Here is a 16,381-nt window from a genome sequence, read left to right as displayed (position 1 = left end):
TGCCCGTATGGCCTCTGGTACCGCTTCCACCTGGTCGGATCGTGCGCACACGGTCCGCGACCTCCTCGCGTCCGGACGCTCGTACTCCTTCGAGTTCTGGGCCCCGAAGACCGAGAAGGGCGAACGCAACCTCTGGAACGCGCTGCGCCGGGTCGAGGCGGTGTCCCCGAGCTTCGTCTCCGTGACCTACGGAGCGGGAGGCTCCACCCGCGGCGGCACCGTCAGGGCCACCGAGCAGATCGCCTCGGACACCACCTTGACCCCCGTCGCCCACCTGACCGCCGTCGACCACTCGGTCGCCGAGCTGCGCAACGTCATCGGGCAGTTCGCCGACGCCGGGATCCGCAACATGCTCGTCGTGCGCGGGGACCCGCCGGGCGACCCGATGGGCGAGTGGGTGGCGCACCCCGAGGGCGTGCACTACGCCGCCGACCTCGTCCGCCTCGTCAAGGAGTCCGGCGACTTCTGCGTCGGCGTCGCGGCCTTCCCCGAGATGCACCCGCGGTCCACGGACTGGGACACGGACATCCGGCACTTCGTGGACAAGTGCCGCGCGGGCGCCGACTACGCGATCACGCAGATGTTCTTCGACCCGGAGAATTATCTCCGGCTGCGCGACAGCGCCGAGAAGGCGGGCTGCGAGACCCCGATCATCCCCGAGGTCATGCCTGTTGTGGGCATCAGGCAGCTCGACCGGCTGCCCCAGCTCAGCAACGCGCTCTTCCCGGCGGACGTGAAAGAACGCATGCTCGCGGTCAAGGACGACCAGGCCGCTGTACGCTCCATTGGCATCGAGTTCGCCACGGAGTTCTGCGCGCGGCTGCTGTCCGAGGGTGTCCCGGGGCTGCACTTCATCACGCTGAACAATTCCACGGCGACCCTCGAAATCTACGAGAACCTGGGCCTGCACCAGCGGGCCTGAGCGGCCGTCCCCGTTCCCGCGCCGGCGGCCGTACCGAGAGGGGCCACGCATGGGAATGACGGTCCTCTACATCGCGTTCGGATTCGTCGCGCTGTGGCTGCTTGCCGAGGTCCTGATGCAGTACAAGGCCCGGCTGCGCTGGCGCCTGCTCGCCTTCGGCGGCTTCCTCGGCGTGGTCGCCGGAGTGGTCCTGCCGTCGGTGCCCGTCATCGGCGCCGGCGCGGCCGCGTTCGCCCTGGGCCAGATCCTGGTGACGCTGTCCTTCCGCAAGGGCTTCGTGGCCGGCTGGGCGCTGCGCCGCGGCGGCGAACCCGCGCGCAAGTCCGGCCGGCGCCGCTCCGGCGCTCCGCGGTCGCAGCCCGCGCTCCAGGTCACCGCGCTGGAGTACGAGGGCGCGGACGACGCCTCGGGCGAGCGCGAAGAGCGGGAATCCGAGGGGCAGTTCCAGGCCGCGGTCGAGGAGGTCTACCGTCCTCAGCCGGTGCCCGAGGACACCGGGTCCTACGGGATCCAGAGCTTCGCGCCGCCGCCCGCGGCCGATGCGGGCCAGAGCGCGGGGTTCGCCTCGCCGTTCACCACGGCCGAGCAGGACGCCCACCAGTACGCCGCGTACTACGACCCGGGGGCCCAGGGCGGTTCGGGCGGCGGGTACGACTACTCAGGCGGCTACCCCGGCGAGCAGCAGGTCTACGCCGCGTACTCCGACCCGTACATCGGCACCGGCGGCGGGCTCGCGCCGCCCCAGCCGTACGACTACGCCCCGTACGCGGACCCCGGCGCGCCGTACTCCACGGACACCCCGCCCGGCGGGGTCTGGGTCCCGCAGCAGCGGTCCACCGAGGAGGCCGCCCAGCCCTACCCGCAGGAGCAGCCCGGGCCGCAACAGCAGTACCCCTACCCGTACCCCCACCAGGGCGCCGGCGAGTACGAGCAGTACCGCTACTGACCCGCCCGCTACCGCTCCCGCCGCGCCGGGACGGTCACTGGGAGCCGCGGAATCCCGCGCCCTCCACGATCAGCCCAGCCACCAGGGCCCCGGTCATCCCGGCGTGCGCCAGCCCGCCGCCGGGATGTGCCCAGCCCCCCGCCAGGTAGAGCCCCGCCACCGCCGTGCTGTTGGCCGGGTACAGCAGCCGGCCTCCCGCCCCGGCCAGCGCGGGCGGGGGCACCGAGCCGCCCGGCGCGCCGGTCGCCGCCTCCACGTCGGCCGGGGTGCGCACCTCGTGCCACAGCAGCCGCTCCCGCAGTCCCTCCACGGCCCCGCAGGCCAGTTCCAGCAGCTCGTCGGCCCCGGCGCCCCGCGGTCCGCACAGCGCGCTCACCGTGACCGCCTCGTGGTCCGCGTCGGGGCGGCCGGCCGGGTCGTCGGGGCGCAGGACGGTGGCGACAGCGCCGGGGGAGTGCACGAGGGTCCGGTGCACGACGTCCGCCGGACGTCCGCCGCGCAGTGCCAGGAAGAGCGTCAGCCGGCTGGGCACGCCCTCCCCGCGGGCCGGGACGGCCTCCTGCGGCCAGGGCAGGGAAGCGGCGGGGAGCAGCCGCGGGTCGATCCCGCAGACGACGGAGTCGGCGGCCACCTCGCTGCCGTCGGCCAGCCGCAGCCCGGCCGCGCGGCCGTCCGCCACGAGGACCTCCCGTACCTGCGCCCCGAAGACGAACTCCACCCGCCGCTCCAGGCAGCGCTCGTGGACGGCGGTCGCCAGCGCCCGCATGCCGCCGCGCACGTACCAGCTGCCGAAGGTCTGCTCCATGTACGGCAGGACGGCTGCCGAGGCGGGCGCCCGGCCGGGGTCGATCCCGTAGGTGCGCACCAGACCCGTCAGCAGCTCCCCGAGACCCCCGCCCAGCTCCCGCTCGGCCACCTCCGCGAGGGTGGGGCTGCGGCGGCGCAGCAGCCCGCTGCGGCGCAGGGCGGGGTACGGGTCCGAGGCCAGTGCCCGCCGGTCCGCGGGCAGCGGCTCTTCCAGCAGCGGGCGCCGGGTGGCGTCCCAGGCGTCCCGGGCCCGCCCGAGCACGCCGTTCCACCGCTCGCCCGCGCCCGGGCCGAAGGCGCCGTCGAGCGCGGCGGCGACACCGCCGCGCGAGGCACCGGGCAGGGTGACGGCGACTGCGTGGCGGGGGAGGACGTGCCGGACCGCCGGGTCCGCCTGGACCATGTCGACGCAGTCCTCCAACGGCCGCTTGCCGGTCTTGACGAAGAGGTCGCGGTAGACGGCGGGCAGGTGCAGCAGCCCCGGGCCGGTGTCGAAGGCGAAGCCGTCGCGCTCGTACCGCCCGACGGCGCCTCCGTAGGTGCTGCCGCGCTCGTACACCGTCACCCGGTGCCCCGCCACGGCCAGCCGGGCCGCCGTCGCCATCGCGCCCATCCCGGCGCCGATCACCGCAATTCGTGCCATGCGGCTGAGCCTACCGAGCGGGGCCGGCGGGGCCTTGGCGGGTCCGGGGCAGGGGGAGCGCCGGGCAAGGGGAGCGCCCGGGGCCGGCCGGAAGCGGCGGAGGTCAGGGGGGCGGGGCCCCGGTCGTCCCGTGGGCCGCGGAGGCCAGTCGCTTCTCCTCACGGCGCTGGGCGCGGCGGCGCAGGAAGCGGCGGATCCGGGTCCAGAGGAAGACCAGTATTGCGAGCCCGGCGGCCAGCAGGACGGCCGCGATGCCCGCCGCGGCCTGGGGGTTGAACATCGCGAAGGTGACGATGCCCGCCACCCCGAGGTCCTCGGCGGTGCTCACGGCGACGTTGCTGAACGGCTCGGGCGAGGTGTTGACCGCCATCCGGGTGCCGGCCTTGACGGCATGGCTGGCCAGTGCGGTGGAGCCGCCGACCGCGGCGGCGGCGAGATCGGAGAGCGAGCCGCTCTGTCCGGCCAGCAGCGCACCCACCACGGCGCCGGCCACCGGCCGGATCACGGTGTGGACGGAGTCCCAGACCGAGTCCACGTACGGGATCTTGTCGGCGACGGCTTCGCACAGGAACAGCACCGCCGCGACGATCAGCACGTCGGTGCGTTGCAGCGACGCGGGGACCTCGTCGGTCAGACCGGTCGCGCCGAAGATGCCGAGCAGGAGGACCACGGCGTAGGCGTTGATCCCGCTGGCCCAGCCGCTGGTGAAGACCAGGGGGAGCACACTCACCGGGCCATCATGCCGCAGGCGGCGTGCCGGGGGCGGGCGGAACGCCAACGGCGAGGGGACGGCCGCTGCGGGCGGCCGTCCCCTTCACACACGCTGTCCGGGGCGGCTACTGCCCCTGTTCGTCGCGGCGGCGCTGCCACCGCTCCTCGATGCGGGTCATCATCGACCGACGCTGCCGGTGGTTGCGGCCGGGGGCCGAACCGCCTGCACTTCCGGAGACGGGCTGCTCGCCGGGCTTGGGTGCCTTGCGCCAACCGGTGACCACGAGGACCGTACAGCCCAGCATGACGAGGAACCCCACCACGCTGATCCACAGTACGTTCGGGACGATCACACCGGTCATGAGGAGCGCGATGCCCACCACAATGCCCGCGACTGCCTGGTAGACCCGTCGCCGGGTGTACGTGCGCAGTCCGCTTCCCTCAAGCGCTGTCGCGAACTTGGGGTCTTCGGCGTACAGCGCTCGCTCCATCTGCTCGAGCATTCGCTGCTCGTGCTCCGAGAGCGGCACGGGAGTCCTCCTCATCCGTCGGTCGCGGGGGTGGCGACCAGGGGTCCCCTTCAGGATAGGCGGGGAATCGCCCCCGTGACACCCGCCCTCTACGCCACGTTCTGAAAAACAAAGCCTGCTCACGCCACTGTGCGCATTCCTGCCGCCGCGGGGCGGTCACTGAGGCGCTTATTCCCCAGCGGCCCGTCCACCATGCCGGTCACTGCCCCGAGCATACGGGGCCGACGGCCGGATCGGAGGGTGTCCGGCCGACTCCGTGCGCGGAAGACCGCAGATCAGGCAGGCTTCTCGCCGAGGACGTGCAGTTGCGTGGCCACCGCGTGGAAGGCCGGCAGCTCCGCGGCGGCTTCCTCCAGGCGCAGCAACGCTTCGACCGCGCCCGGCTCGGTGTCCACCAGGACCCCCGGGACGAGGTCGGCGAAGATCCGTACGCCGTGGACCGCGCCGACCGCGAGGCCGGCCCCGCCGACGAGCTCGGAGAGCTGCTCGGCGGTGAAGCGGCGCGGTACCGGGTCGCCGCTGCCCCAGCGGCCGGCCGGGTCGGTGAGAGCGGTCCGGGCCTCGGTGAAGTGCCCGGCGAGGGCGCGGGCGAGGACGGCTCCGCCGAGGCCGGCGGCCAGCAGGCTGAGCGTGCCTCCGGCGCGCAGGGCCGCGACCGTGTTGGCCACGCCCTCGGCGGGGTCGTCCACGTACTCCAGCACGCCGTGGCAGAGCACGACGTCGTAGGCGTCGCGCTCGACGACCTCCAGCAGGCCCTGGGCGTCCCCCTGGACACCGCGGACCAGGTCGGCCACGCCCGCCTCGGCCACCCGGCGCTCCAGCCCGAACAGTGCGTTCGGGCTGGGGTCCACCACGGTGACCCGGTGGCCCAGGCGGGCGACCGGGACGGCGAACTTGCCGGTGCCGCCCCCGGTGTCGAGCACGTCCAGCACATCCCGCCCGGTCGCCTTCACCCGGCGGTCGAGTGCCTCCTTGAGGACCTCCCACACCACGGCGGTGCGGAGGGAGGCGCGGGGGCGGGAAGTGTCCGACACGGCTGATGGCTCCTCGGCGCGGTTAAGGATGAGCGGTCAGTGCCCCACCCTATGGCCTCCCACAGCCGTGCAGCTCATCCCGCGTCCGGACGCTCCGGACGGGGCTTGGGCACCGCCGCCGGCGCGGGGTGCGACGAGGGCTGCGGCAGGGGCTGCTGCCCGGGCTGGATCGCGAGCATCCGCTCCACGAGGCGCACGAACATCGAGACGGCGCGCACCAGGTCGTCCGCGTCCCGCCCGGTCGCCGCGCCCTCGATGCCGGCCTCCGCCCGCGCCCGGCGCTCGGCGCCGGAGGCGAAGAGGGCGCTCCACTCGGCCAGCTCCGGCGCTATCTCCGGCAGGACCTCCCACGCGCTGCGGATCCGGGGCCGGCGGCGGGGGTGGACGGGCTCGGGCCGCCCGCGGGCGGCGAGCACGGCCGCGGCGGTGCGCAGGGCGGCCAGGTGGGCGGTGGCGTAACGCTCGTTGGGGCGGGTCAGGCGGGCGGCCTCGGTCAGACCGCTGCGGGCCTTGGCGAGCAGGTCGAGGGCGGCCGGGGGAGCCGACGACCTCCGCAGGACGGGGTGGACAGGGGACGGGGACGGTGTGGCCATGACGAACCTCCTGTCGTTGCGTTCCCATCATCGTGACCGCCCCCACTGACAATCACTCTGACCTGGGGGTTTTCGGTCACCTACGGATCAACTGCCCCCCGCTGCGCGCAGGATGCGCCGGGAAGTGCTAGTTTTTGAACTGACCGGTCAGTTCAAAAAGAAGGGGGGGCGGCGTGGACAGTCCGCACGGCGCGGCCGTCAGAGCCGAGGACTTCGGACTCAAGGGCCCGCGCGGCTGGGCCTTCCGCGGGGTCGGTATCGACGCGGCGCCCGGCTCGCTCATCGCGGTCGAAGGCCCTTCGGGAAGCGGCCGTACCTGTCTGCTCCTTGCCCTCACCGGGCGGATGAAACCCACCGAGGGGTACGCGGAGGTGGGCCGCCACCGGCTTCCGAAGAAGATGGCCGCGGTCCGCCGGATCACCGCCCTCGGCCCGGTCTGCGGCGTCACCGACCTGGACCAGGCCCTCACCGTCTCCGAGCAGCTGCGCGAGGGAGCCCTGCTCCAGCGGCGCTACGAAGGCCCCGTCCGCGCCCTGCTGCGCCCCCGCGCCGAACGCCGCGCGAGCGCCGCCGCCCGCGTCGACGAGGCCCTGGCCGCCGCCGGACTGGACCTGACCGCCCTGCCCAAGGGGCCGCGCACCTCCGTACGGGACCTGGAACGCCTGGAATCCGTGCGGCTGTCGGTGGCGATCGCCTTGCTGGGATCGCCGCGGCTGCTGGCCCTGGACGACCTCGACCTGAAGCTCTCGGACGCCGAACGCGACGAGGCATGGGCGCTGCTCCGCTCGATCGCCGCCCGCGGCACCACCGTCATCGCGGTGTGCAGCGAGGCCCCCGACGACGCGCTCGTCGTACGGACCGGCGCATCGGAGCTCTCCGGCCCGGACGCCCCGGCCGGGAAGGCGGCAGACGGCGACGGCGGCACGACCACCGCTCAGCCGGCCCCCGTGTCGGCCGACGCGGACACGGAGACGGACGCGGACGCGGATGCCGACGCGGATGCCGACGCCGACGCCGGCACCGGCGCCGGCACCCAGACCGAGACCGGCACCCGGACCGGCACCGGCACCGCGCACGCGGACGACGACACGAAGGGGGCGGACGATGCGATCGCCGAAGCTGGCCGCGCTTGAGCTGAAGCGGTTCGGGCGGGGGAAGCTGCCCCGGGCCGCCCTCGTCGCGCTGCTCCTGCTGCCGCTGCTCTACGGAGCCCTGTACCTCTGGTCCTTCTGGGACCCCTACGGCCGCCTCGACAAGGTGCCCGTCGCCCTCGTCAACGCCGACCAGGGCACGACCGTGGACGGCAAGCGGCTCGACGCCGGCGGCGAGATCACCAAGAAGCTCCACGCCAGCAAGACCTTCGACTGGCGCGAGGTGAGCGCCGAGGAGGCCGCGAAGGGGCTGGAGAACGGCAGGTACTACCTGTCCCTCACCATGCCCGCCGACTTCAGCGCGAAGATCGCCTCCAGCGCAGGCGAGGACCCCACCACCGGCGCCCTGCAGGTCCGCACCAACGACGCCAACAACTACATCGTCGGCTCGATCTCCAAGACCGTCTTCTCCGAGGTCCGCTCGGCGGCCTCCGCCAACGCCTCCCGCGGCTTCCTGGACAAGATCTTCGTCAACTTCTCCGACCTGCACGACAAGACCGCCGAGGCCGCCGACGGCGCCGACAAGCTCAAGGACGGCGCGGGCAAGGCCCAGGAGGGCGCGAAGCAGCTCGCCGAAGGCCTCGACACGGCCGAGGAGAAGACCGGCGAGCTCAACAGCGGCCTGAAGAAGCTCAACTCGGCCGCCGGCCAGCTGGAGACCGGGACCAAGGACCTCGCGGCGGGCACCCAGACCCTCGCCGACAAGGTCAACGGCGCCGCCGACAAGGCCCGCCCCTTCGTCAAGGACCCCAAGAACCTGGCGGACACCGCCGAGCTCGTCGCCGACACCGCCAAGGTCGTCAACCACCACCTCGGCACCTTCGCCGAGAAGGCGCCGGCCGCAGCTGCCGTCGCCCGGAAGGCATCGACCGGCGCCGACGCCTACTACACCAAGCACTGCGTCACCCCCGGTGGCGAGCCGCACCTGGCCTCCTGCCCCGACCTGAAGAGGGTCAGGGACGACATCGCCGAGGCCGCCGAGCTCTCCGGGGACGTCAGCACGCTGGTCAAGAACGCCAACGGGGACGTCGGCAAGCTCCGCACCCAGCTGAGCGACCTGGAGACCCAGGCCCGCCGGCTCGTCGCGGCGGCCCCCGGCCTCGCCGGCGACCTCGACCAGGCCGTCGCCAAGGTCAACGCCCTCAACTCCGGCGCCCACAAGGTCGCCGGTGGCATGGCCCAGCTGCACACCGGCCTCGGCACCGCCACCACCGGCTCCGGAGCCCTGAGCGAGGGCGTCGGCAAGCTCGGCGACGGCGCGCACACCCTCGACGGCGGCATGTACAAGCTCGTCGACGGCAACCGCGACCTCGCCGACGGCCTCCACGAGGGCGTCGGCCGGATCCCGGACTACGACCAGCAGGCGCGCGACGCCCGCACCCAGGTCATGGCCGACCCGGTCCGCCTCGCCAACGGGTCCCTGCACAAGGCGCCCAACTACGGCACGGGCTTCGCGCCCTACTTCATCCCGCTCTCCCTGTGGGTCGGCGCGATGGTCGCCTACATGCTCATCACCCCGCTCAACCGGCGGGCCCTGGCCGCCGGCGCCTCGCCCTGGCGGATCGCCGTCGCGGGCTGGCTGCCCGTAGCCGGCCTCGGCGCCCTCCAAGTGAGCGCGCTGATGTCCGTCCTCCACTGGGGCCTCGGGCTGGAGATGGCCCGGCCGGCCCTGACCATCGGCTTCCTGATGATCGTCACCGCCTGCTTCGCGGCGATCGTCCAGTGGCTGAACGCCAAGTTCGGCGCCGCCGGCCGCATCCTGGTCCTGGCCCTGCTGATGCTCCAGCTCACCTCCGCCGGCGGCACCTACCCCGTGCAGACCAGTCCCGGCTTCTTCAACGCCATCCACCCGTACCTGCCGATGTCGTACGTCGTCCAGGGCCTGCGCCGCCTCATCACCGGCGGCGACCTCACCCCGGTCTGGCAGGGCTGCGCGGTCCTTGGGGCCTTCACCGTGGGGGCCCTCGCGCTCACCGCGCTGGCCGCCCGGGGCAAGCAGGTGTGGACCATGGACCGGCTGCACCCGGAACTGAGCCTCTGAGGACCGGTTGACCTGTGAGAATCAGCGCCATGGAAAGCAGCAGCACCGGCACGGGCGCCGGCGGCGCCCGACGCCAGGCCACCCGCCAGAAGCTCTACGAAGCCGCCGTGACCCTGATCGCCGAGCAGGGCTTCTCCGCGACCACGGTCGAGGAGATCGCGGAGCGCGCGGGCGTCGCGAAGGGCACCGTCTACTACAACTTCGCGAGCAAGAACGACCTGTTCGAAGAGCTGTTGAGGCACGGCGTGGGGCTGCTGACGGTCTCGCTCCGTGCGGCGGCCGAGGAGACGGAGGCACGCGGCGGCAGCCGAGTCGAGGCGCTGGACGCGATGATCCGGGCCGGCCTCGTCTTCATCGACCGCTACCCGGCCTTCACCCAGCTGTACGTCGCCGAGCTGTGGCGGACCAACCGGACGTGGCAGTCCACGCTGATGGTCGTCCGGCAGGAGGCGGTGGCCGTCGTCGAGACGGTACTGCGGGAGGGCGTCGAGCGCGGGGAGCTCAGCGCGGAGATCGACGTGCCGCTCACCGCTGCCGCGATGGTGGGGATGGTGCTGGTGGCCGCCCTGGACTGGCAGTCCTTCCAGAGCGAGCGGTCCCTGGACGACGTGCACTCGGCGCTGTCGCTGCTGCTGCGGGGCCGGGTCAGCGGGAACCGCTGAGCGCCGGGTCGGGGTGGCTGCGCCGGCCACCCCCCAGTCGGCGGTGCCGTGGCGGCGCGGCAGCCCGTACAACTGGTGGGGCCTGCCGCGGTGGCTGAGTATCCGTACCCAGGTGCGGAACTGAGTACGTGCGCGGATGTGCCCCCGCCTGCGCGGACGCCAGACTGGGGGCAACGGACAGGGGGTCCGGTCCGCACCGCCGACACGGGGCTGCGGAGCGGATCGGCCACCTCCTTCCGGAGCCGGGTCCTGGGGGCCCGGCGGGACGGTACGCGCACGCGGCGGGGCTCGGGGGGATCGAGCCTCGCCGCGTGCGCGCGTCCGCGTGGCCCCGCTGCCTGCCCCGGCTGCGCCAAACCCCCGGGGCTCCGCCCGGACCCCGCGCCTCAAGCGCCGGCGGGGCTGGGTGTGGCTGCGCCAAACCCCCGGGGCTCCGCCCCGGACCCCGCGCCTCAAACGCCGGCGGGGCTGGATTGCGGCTCCCCCGGACCCCGCGCCTCAAGCGCCGGCGGGGCTGGATGTTGGGTCCCCCGGGTCTGTGCTGCGAGCGTCGGCGGGGGTGCGTGGGGGTTTTGGTTTGGGGTCAGGGGCTTTTGCGGTTGGCCAGGGGGAGGTGGGAGCGGGCCGTGGTCAGGCGGGTGGTGGTTTTCGTGGTGAGGGCCGTCCAGCGGGTGGAGAGGGACGAGGTCAGGGCCGTGGTGCGGGCCGAGAGCGCCCAGCCCAGTCGCGCTGCCGAGCGCGGCAGCAGCAGCGCCCGCAGGCGGGTGACCCGCCCGGCCGAGGCCAGCAGGCCCGCGCGTGCCCCCAGGACGTCGTCCCCGAGGCCGGGGTAGGAGACCTCCGTGCCCGGAGGCGCGTAAAGGGCCCGTTCCACCGCGCCCGCGACCCGGTGGACGGCGGCCGCCGCCTCCGGGTCCAGCCGGCCCAGCTCCACGATCCGCCCGGCCGTCCGGCGCGGCGACAGCGCCCCGTCCGGCGGCACGCCCACGTCCCACGCGGCGTCGCCCAGCTCCTGCCAGGCCGCCGGGACCGCCCCGGTCCCCAGGCGCCGGACCCGTACCCGGTTGCGCCACAGCAAGGGCAGCACCGGCAGCGCCAGGACCGCCAGCGCGCCCGCCGCCCAGCCCAGGACCGCCAGCGGCGACGGACCGCCGCCCGATCCCGTGCCCTGCTTCGGCGCCGCCACCCCGCACTCGCCCAGCTTCTTCAGCTCCGGCGGGCACTCGTCCGCCCTGGACGGTGCGGCCGTCGGCTCCGTCGCCCCCGGCGAGGGCGCAGGAGCCGGCACGGACGGCTGCGCCGCCGACGCCGGCTGCCGGGAGTAGTCCGGCACCGTGATGCCCGACCGCGGCGTCGGCTCGAACCGCGTCCAGCCCACGCCCTCGAAATACAGCTCCGGCCAGGCGTGCGCGTCCCGCATCGACACGTCGACGCTGCCGTCCGACTGCTTCTCACCCGGGGTGAAGCCCACCGCCACCCGCGCCGGGATGCCCAGCGAACGCGACATCGCCGCCATCGAGAACGCGAAGTGGATGCAGAAGCCCTCCTTGTCGGCCAGGAAGCGGGCCACCGCGTCCGGACCCGTCCCCGAGGCCGTCTTCGTGTTGTAGCGGAATCCGCCGTTCACGGCGAAGAAGTCCTGGAGGGCCACCGCCCGGCTGTAGTCGTCCTTGGCCCCCTTCGTCACCGAGCGGGCCGTGTCGGCGACCACCGGCGGCAGGTTGTCCGGCAGCTTCGTGTACTCCGCCCGGACCTGCGGATCGGGCGCGGGCGCCTTCTGCAGCTGCTGGGCCGTCGGCTTCAGCAGCAGGCTGCGCACCGCGTACGCCGCCCCCTGGACGTTCTGGAAGCGTTCCTTGCCCAGCTGGTCCCCGACCAGGGTCCGGCCCGCCGGTTCGAACCGCCACCTGCCGCCGATCTCGACGGCCGTCGCCGGGTAGGGCATCGGCAGGTAGCGCTGGGTGTACGAGTCCGCCGCCGAGATGTTCGTCTGCACCTCGGTCGCGTTCGCCAGGACCGGGCCGCTGACGCCGGGCGGGTTCGGCAGCCGCCTGGGCACATCGGCCAGGGGCCGCCCCGACGCCTCCCACTTGACGCCGTTGAACTCGTCCAGCGCCAGGATCCGCAGGTACTGCTCACCCTGCTGCGGGCTGTCCGTGCGGTACTTGAGCACCACCCGGTTGTCCTGCGCGTTCAGGTTGCTCTGCAGCGACACCAGCGGGTTCACCGCCGAGATCGTCCCGCCGACACCGCCGCCCGGCTCCTCGCCGCCGCCCGCCGTGCCCATCAGACCGCCGCCGAGCGCGGGCAGCGCCGCCGGCACCGCCAGCGCCAGCCCCAGGGCCACGGCCCCGATCCGGCGGCCGGTCCGCACCGGGGCCGTCACCCGGCCGGCGCCCCCGCCGCCGAGGCCCGAGGCGGCCGAGACGCGCTCGCGCGGGGCCGCGCCGAAGACCCGGCCCCACTGGGCCAGCCGGTCCCGGCCCTCGGCCAGCAGCAGCATCAGGTAGCCGCAGCCCGCCAGCAGGAAGGAGAACCAGGAGGCGTCCCCGCCGCCCGACAGGCCCGCGGCCACGGAGTAGAGCGCGAGGAGCGGCAGCCCGGCCGCCGCGGCCATGCGCAGGGACACCGCCAGCAGGTCGACCAGCAGCCCGATCAGCAGCACCCCGGACACCAGGAGCAGCCGGATGCCGTCCGTCAGCGGGGCGGGCATCGCGAACTCGCTCACGTCCTGCACGCCCTGCCGGAACAGCGCGCCGAAATCCGTCACCAGGTACGCCATCGGGCCGGTCCCGCCGGTCCCGGCCTTCCCGCCGAACAGGACCGCCAGCACCATCAGCGACACCAGCAGCTGCGCGCCCACCGTCAGGGGCCGCGCCAGCGGGACGCGCCGGGCCCCGGCCCCGACCGCGCTCTGCACGGCCAGCAGCAGTGCCGCCTGGAGCAGCCAGGCCGCCGACTCGACCAGGGGGATCAGCGACCACGCCGTGAGCAGCGTCGCCAGCGCCGCGAACAGCGTCACCCGCGCGCGCCCGCTCATGCCCGGCCCCCCGGGGCTCCCGCGCCGAGCGCGGTGGTCCCGGCGCTGCGCCACAGCTCGCCGAAGGCCGTCCCGGGCGGGGCGGCCAGCGCCGTCCACCCGGCGTCGCGCAGCCGGCCCAGCCGCTGCTCCAGCGGCGGCAGTGCGTGGGCCTGCGCGGGCCGGCCGGCCCAGGTCGCGGAGTCCAGTACGAAAGCCACCGCGCCTCCCGTGCGCTGGCGCATCCGGGCCGCCAGCTCCGTCTGTACCTCGTCCAGGTCGCCGAAGAAGGCGATCAGCAGCCCTTCGCCGCGGGCCGCGCCGAAGCCGCCGCCCGCCCCGCCGCCCCGTACCGCGTCGTGGGCGCGGGAGAGCCCGGCGCCGTCCGAGTGCCCGACCACCGCGAGGGTGTCCATCAGCAGGCCGGCGGCCTCCGCGGACTCGTGCCCGCCGGAGGTGAAGCCGCCGCCGCCCTCGCCGGGCACCGAATCGCCGGTGTCCGTGAGCAGCCGCACCGCGAAGCCGTGTTCCAGGAGGTGCACCAGCGCGGAGGCGGCGGCGGAGACGGCCCACTCGAAGGCGGAGTCGGGGCCGGCGCCCTCGAAGGCGGTGCTCCGGGTGTCCAGCAGGACGGTGGCCCGGCTGCGCTGCGGCTGTTCCTCGCGGCGGACCATCAGCTCGCCGTAGCGGGCGGTGGAGCGCCAGTGGACCCGGCGCAGGTCGTCGCCGCGGCGGTAGTCGCGCGGGATCACGTCGTCCTCGCCGGCCAGGGCCAGCGAGCGCCGGCTCCCGTCGCCGTAGCCGGAAGCCTGCCCGGCCAGCCGTACCGGCGGCAGGGGCTCGGTGCGCGGTATGACGGTGAGGGTGTCGTAGGCGCTGAAGGAGCGGGTCAGCTCGACCAGCCCGAAGGGGTCGGTCAGACGCAGCTGGAGCGGGCCCAGCGGGTAGCGGCCGCGCAGGTCGGAGCGGACCCGGTAGGACACCTCGCGCCGGCCGCCGGGCTCGACCCGGTCCAGGACGAAGCGCGGCCGGGGCCCGAGCACGTAGGGCACCCGGTCCTGGAGCATCAGCAGGCCGGTGGGCAGCCGGGAAACGTTGTCCATGCGCAGCTGCACCCGGGCCTCGGCGCCCGCGGAGACCCGTTCCGGGGTCAGCCGGCGGCTTCCGGAGACCCGGTGGCGGGTGCGGTGCAGGGCGTAGACGCAGATCAGCGGCAGGAGGGCGAGCAGCAGGCCGACCCGGAGCAGGGCGCCCTGGCCCAGGACGTACGCGCACGCGGCGGCGGCGATCCCGGCGGCCAGGAAGGAGCGGCCGCGGGTGGTCAGGCCGGACAGCGACGTGCGCAGACCGCCGCCGGCGCCGCCCGGGGCACCGGCGCCCATCAGAAGCCCCGGATGCCCGCGCCGGGCGGCATCTCGCCGCGGGCGTGCGCGGCGGGGACGGAGGTGCGCTGGAGGATCTCGCCGACGACCTGCTCGGCGGTGCGCCGGTTCAGCTGGGCCTGGGCGGTGGGCAGCAGCCGGTGCGCGAGGATCGGGCCGGCCAGGGCCTGGACGTCGTCGGGCAGGACGTAGTCCCGGCCGGAGAGCGCGGCGGACGCCTTCACGGCGCGCAGCAGGTGCAGGGTGGCCCGGGGGGAGGCGCCCAGGCGCAGGTCCGGGTGGCTGCGGGTGGCGGAGACCAGGTCGACGACGTAGCGCCGGACGGGCTCGGCGACGTAGACCTCGCGGACGGCCTCGATGAGCTTGACGATCTCATGGGCGTGCGCGACGGCGGTGAGGTCGTCGAGCGGCGGGAGGCCGCCGTGCACGTCGAGCATCTGGAGTTCGGCCTCGGGGCTGGGGTAGCCGACCGAGACGCGGGCCATGAAGCGGTCGCGCTGGGCCTCGGGCAGCGGGTAGGTGCCCTCCATCTCCACCGGGTTCTGGGTGGCGACGACCATGAAGGGGCTCGGCAGCGCGTACGTCGTGCCGTCGATGGTGACCTGCCGCTCCTCCATCGACTCCAGCAGCGCCGACTGGGTCTTCGGCGAGGCGCGGTTGATCTCGTCGCCGATGACGATCTGCGCGAAGATCGCGCCCGGCTTGAACTCGAACTCGCGGCGCTGCTGGTCGTAGATGCTGACACCGGTGATGTCGGAGGGCAGCAGGTCCGGGGTGAACTGGATGCGCTGGACCGAGCAGTCGATGGACTTGGCGAGCGTCTTGGCCAGCATGGTCTTGCCGACGCCGGGGACGTCCTCGATCAGCAGGTGCCCCTCTGCCAGCAGCACCGTCAGCGCGAGGCGTACGACCTCGGGCTTGCCCTCGATCACGCTCTCGACCGACCGGCGAACCCGCTCCGCCGTGCTGGTCAGATCCGCGAGGCTCGCTCGGTCGTCGTACGTCGTCACCAGGTTCTCCTCGGCCCATTCCCAGGGCCGACGCCCTTGGCGCATGACCGGCCCACCCCGAAACACGGACACCGGTCCGGGGGGTCCCGGAGGGCGTCTGCCCGCATTGTCGACGGCGCTGCGGCCCCGTGTCACTCAGGAGCCGGGATCGATCTCCCGCAGGAGGCCGGTGTGCACGTCGAAGACGAAGCCTCGCACATCGTCCCGGTGGGGCAGGAAGGGGTTGGTCCGGACCCGCTGCATGGACTGGCGGACGTCCTGGTCGACGTCCCGGAAGGCCTCCACGGCCCAGGCGGGGCGCTGGCCGACCTCGTCCTCCAGCTCGTGCCGGAAGTCCTCGGTCAGGCTTTCGAGGCCGCAGCCGGTGTGGTGGATCAGTATGACCGCGCGGGTGCCGAGGGCCCGCTGGCTGATGGTGAGCGAGCGGATGGTGTCGTCGGTGACCACGCCGCCCGCGTTGCGGATGGTGTGGCAGTCGCCGAGCTGCAGGCCCAGGGCGGCGTGCAGGTCGAGCCGGGCGTCCATACAGGCCACGACGGCGACCTGGAGCACGGGGCGGGCGTCCATGCCGGGATCGGCGAACTGCGAGGCGTAGGTCCGGTTCGCCTCGACCAGGCGATCGGTGACGGAGCCGTCGCCGACTGCCAGGGGCGCGGATCCGGCGGGCAGGGGTGCGGAAGTCGTCATGGCAAAGACGTTAGTGGTCAGAGCGGTGGGAGGCATTGGGCGGGACGGGACAAAGAAGGCCAACGAGCCTTGTTGTGAGCTAACCCACAGGGGTGAGGGGGAGGCGGCCATCCGGGTGATTCGCGGCTTTTGCCGATTGGATGTCAGCCGTGCGCACGCCGCGCGGGGCGGTTCGTTGACCGTGGCGACCGTTGCACTAAAGTGACGCGAACCGGCCGGAGCCCGGCCCTGACCGGGCGCCCG

The 16,381-nt window shown here is 74.1% G+C and carries 14 protein-coding genes; 5 read left to right on the top strand and 9 right to left on the bottom strand.

Annotated elements, in window-relative coordinates; genetic code table 11:
- Positions 1–7: 7 nt before the first annotated feature.
- Positions 8–922, top strand: coding sequence for a methylenetetrahydrofolate reductase [NAD(P)H] (gene metF, locus AMK16_RS14015; protein WP_073914422.1), 915 nt, complete (start codon positions 8–10; stop codon positions 920–922).
- A gap of 49 nt (positions 923–971) precedes the next feature.
- Complete coding sequence (locus tag AMK16_RS14010) at positions 972–1,868, top strand: hypothetical protein (RefSeq protein WP_073914420.1); 897 nt, start codon at positions 972–974, stop codon at positions 1,866–1,868.
- A 34-nt stretch (positions 1,869–1,902) separates the two neighbouring features.
- On the opposite strand, the gene AMK16_RS14005 is transcribed toward AMK16_RS14010, so the two are convergent.
- The 5 genes from AMK16_RS14005 to AMK16_RS13985 all read right to left on the bottom strand — a co-directional run bounded on the left by AMK16_RS14005 (position 1,903) and on the right by AMK16_RS13985 (position 6,186).
- Positions 1,903–3,318 (bottom strand): phytoene desaturase family protein, encoded by a 1,416-nt coding sequence (locus AMK16_RS14005; RefSeq protein WP_073914417.1) that lies wholly within the window; start codon positions 3,316–3,318, stop codon positions 1,903–1,905.
- A gap of 103 nt (positions 3,319–3,421) precedes the next feature.
- Entirely contained in the window at positions 3,422–4,048 is a 627-nt protein-coding gene (locus AMK16_RS14000) for a DUF4126 domain-containing protein (RefSeq protein WP_073914415.1), read from the bottom strand.
- A gap of 106 nt (positions 4,049–4,154) precedes the next feature.
- Positions 4,155–4,559, bottom strand: a complete 405-nt coding sequence (locus tag AMK16_RS13995; RefSeq protein WP_073914412.1) for a DUF3040 domain-containing protein — start codon at positions 4,557–4,559, stop codon at positions 4,155–4,157.
- A gap of 275 nt (positions 4,560–4,834) precedes the next feature.
- Positions 4,835–5,593: a methyltransferase gene (locus AMK16_RS13990; protein ID WP_073914410.1), complete on the bottom strand. Its 759-nt coding sequence runs from the start codon at positions 5,591–5,593 to the stop codon at positions 4,835–4,837.
- Between the two features lie 74 nt (positions 5,594–5,667).
- Positions 5,668–6,186 carry an SAV_6107 family HEPN domain-containing protein gene (locus AMK16_RS13985; protein WP_073914407.1) on the bottom strand — a complete coding sequence of 173 codons (519 nt, stop codon included), beginning with the start codon at positions 6,184–6,186 and terminating at the stop codon, positions 5,668–5,670.
- Positions 6,187–6,359: 173 nt separating this feature from the next.
- Between AMK16_RS13985 and AMK16_RS13980 the strand changes: the two genes are divergently transcribed.
- The 3 genes from AMK16_RS13980 to AMK16_RS13970 are packed head-to-tail and all read left to right on the top strand — an operon-like array spanning position 6,360 to position 10,040.
- Positions 6,360–7,319: an ATP-binding cassette domain-containing protein gene (locus AMK16_RS13980; RefSeq protein WP_073914405.1), complete on the top strand. Its 960-nt coding sequence runs from the start codon at positions 6,360–6,362 to the stop codon at positions 7,317–7,319.
- Positions 7,291–9,378, top strand: a complete 2,088-nt coding sequence (locus tag AMK16_RS13975) for a YhgE/Pip family protein (RefSeq protein WP_073914402.1) — start codon at positions 7,291–7,293, stop codon at positions 9,376–9,378. The genes AMK16_RS13980 and AMK16_RS13975 overlap by 29 nt, the downstream gene beginning before the upstream one ends.
- A 29-nt stretch (positions 9,379–9,407) precedes the next feature.
- Positions 9,408–10,040 carry a TetR/AcrR family transcriptional regulator gene (locus tag AMK16_RS13970; protein ID WP_073914400.1) on the top strand — a complete coding sequence of 211 codons (633 nt, stop codon included), beginning with the start codon at positions 9,408–9,410 and terminating at the stop codon, positions 10,038–10,040.
- Between the two features lie 583 nt (positions 10,041–10,623).
- On the opposite strand, the gene AMK16_RS13965 is transcribed toward AMK16_RS13970, so the two are convergent.
- The 4 genes from AMK16_RS13965 to AMK16_RS13950 form a co-directional block, all read right to left on the bottom strand.
- Positions 10,624–13,080, bottom strand: a complete 2,457-nt coding sequence (locus AMK16_RS13965) for a transglutaminase family protein (RefSeq protein WP_073915954.1) — start codon at positions 13,078–13,080, stop codon at positions 10,624–10,626.
- A complete protein-coding gene (locus AMK16_RS13960) occupies positions 13,077–14,441 on the bottom strand; it encodes a DUF58 domain-containing protein (protein WP_073914397.1) in 1,365 nt (454 codons plus the stop codon). The genes AMK16_RS13965 and AMK16_RS13960 overlap by 4 nt, the downstream gene beginning before the upstream one ends.
- Positions 14,441–15,451: an AAA family ATPase gene (locus tag AMK16_RS13955; RefSeq protein WP_073914395.1), complete on the bottom strand. Its 1,011-nt coding sequence runs from the start codon at positions 15,449–15,451 to the stop codon at positions 14,441–14,443. The genes AMK16_RS13960 and AMK16_RS13955 overlap by 1 nt, the downstream gene beginning before the upstream one ends.
- A 135-nt stretch (positions 15,452–15,586) precedes the next feature.
- Positions 15,587–16,138 (bottom strand): beta-class carbonic anhydrase, encoded by a 552-nt coding sequence (locus AMK16_RS13950; RefSeq protein ID WP_242438723.1) that lies wholly within the window; start codon positions 16,136–16,138, stop codon positions 15,587–15,589.
- Positions 16,139–16,381: the final 243 nt, after the last annotated feature.

The sequence above is a fragment of the Streptomyces sp. CB00455 genome, assembly GCF_001905445.1.
Taxonomy (GTDB): Bacteria; Actinomycetota; Actinomycetes; order Streptomycetales; family Streptomycetaceae; genus Streptomyces.
This window is presented reverse-complemented; position numbering and strand designations above follow the sequence as displayed.

Coding starts and splice junctions, on each gene's coding strand:
- metF (WP_073914422.1), top strand. CDS start 8: ATGGCCTCTGGTACCGCTTCCACCTGGTCGGATCGTGCGCACACGGTC.
- AMK16_RS14010 (WP_073914420.1), top strand. CDS start 972: ATGGGAATGACGGTCCTCTACATCGCGTTCGGATTCGTCGCGCTGTGG.
- AMK16_RS14005 (WP_073914417.1), bottom strand. CDS start 3,318: ATGGCACGAATTGCGGTGATCGGCGCCGGGATGGGCGCGATGGCGACG.
- AMK16_RS13985 (WP_073914407.1), bottom strand. CDS start 6,186: ATGGCCACACCGTCCCCGTCCCCTGTCCACCCCGTCCTGCGGAGGTCG.
- AMK16_RS13975 (WP_073914402.1), top strand. CDS start 7,291: ATGCGATCGCCGAAGCTGGCCGCGCTTGAGCTGAAGCGGTTCGGGCGG.
- AMK16_RS13970 (WP_073914400.1), top strand. CDS start 9,408: ATGGAAAGCAGCAGCACCGGCACGGGCGCCGGCGGCGCCCGACGCCAG.
- AMK16_RS13965 (WP_073915954.1), bottom strand. CDS start 13,080: ATGAGCGGGCGCGCGCGGGTGACGCTGTTCGCGGCGCTGGCGACGCTG.
- AMK16_RS13960 (WP_073914397.1), bottom strand. CDS start 14,441: ATGGGCGCCGGTGCCCCGGGCGGCGCCGGCGGCGGTCTGCGCACGTCG.
- AMK16_RS13950 (WP_242438723.1), bottom strand. CDS start 16,138: ATGACGACTTCCGCACCCCTGCCCGCCGGATCCGCGCCCCTGGCAGTC.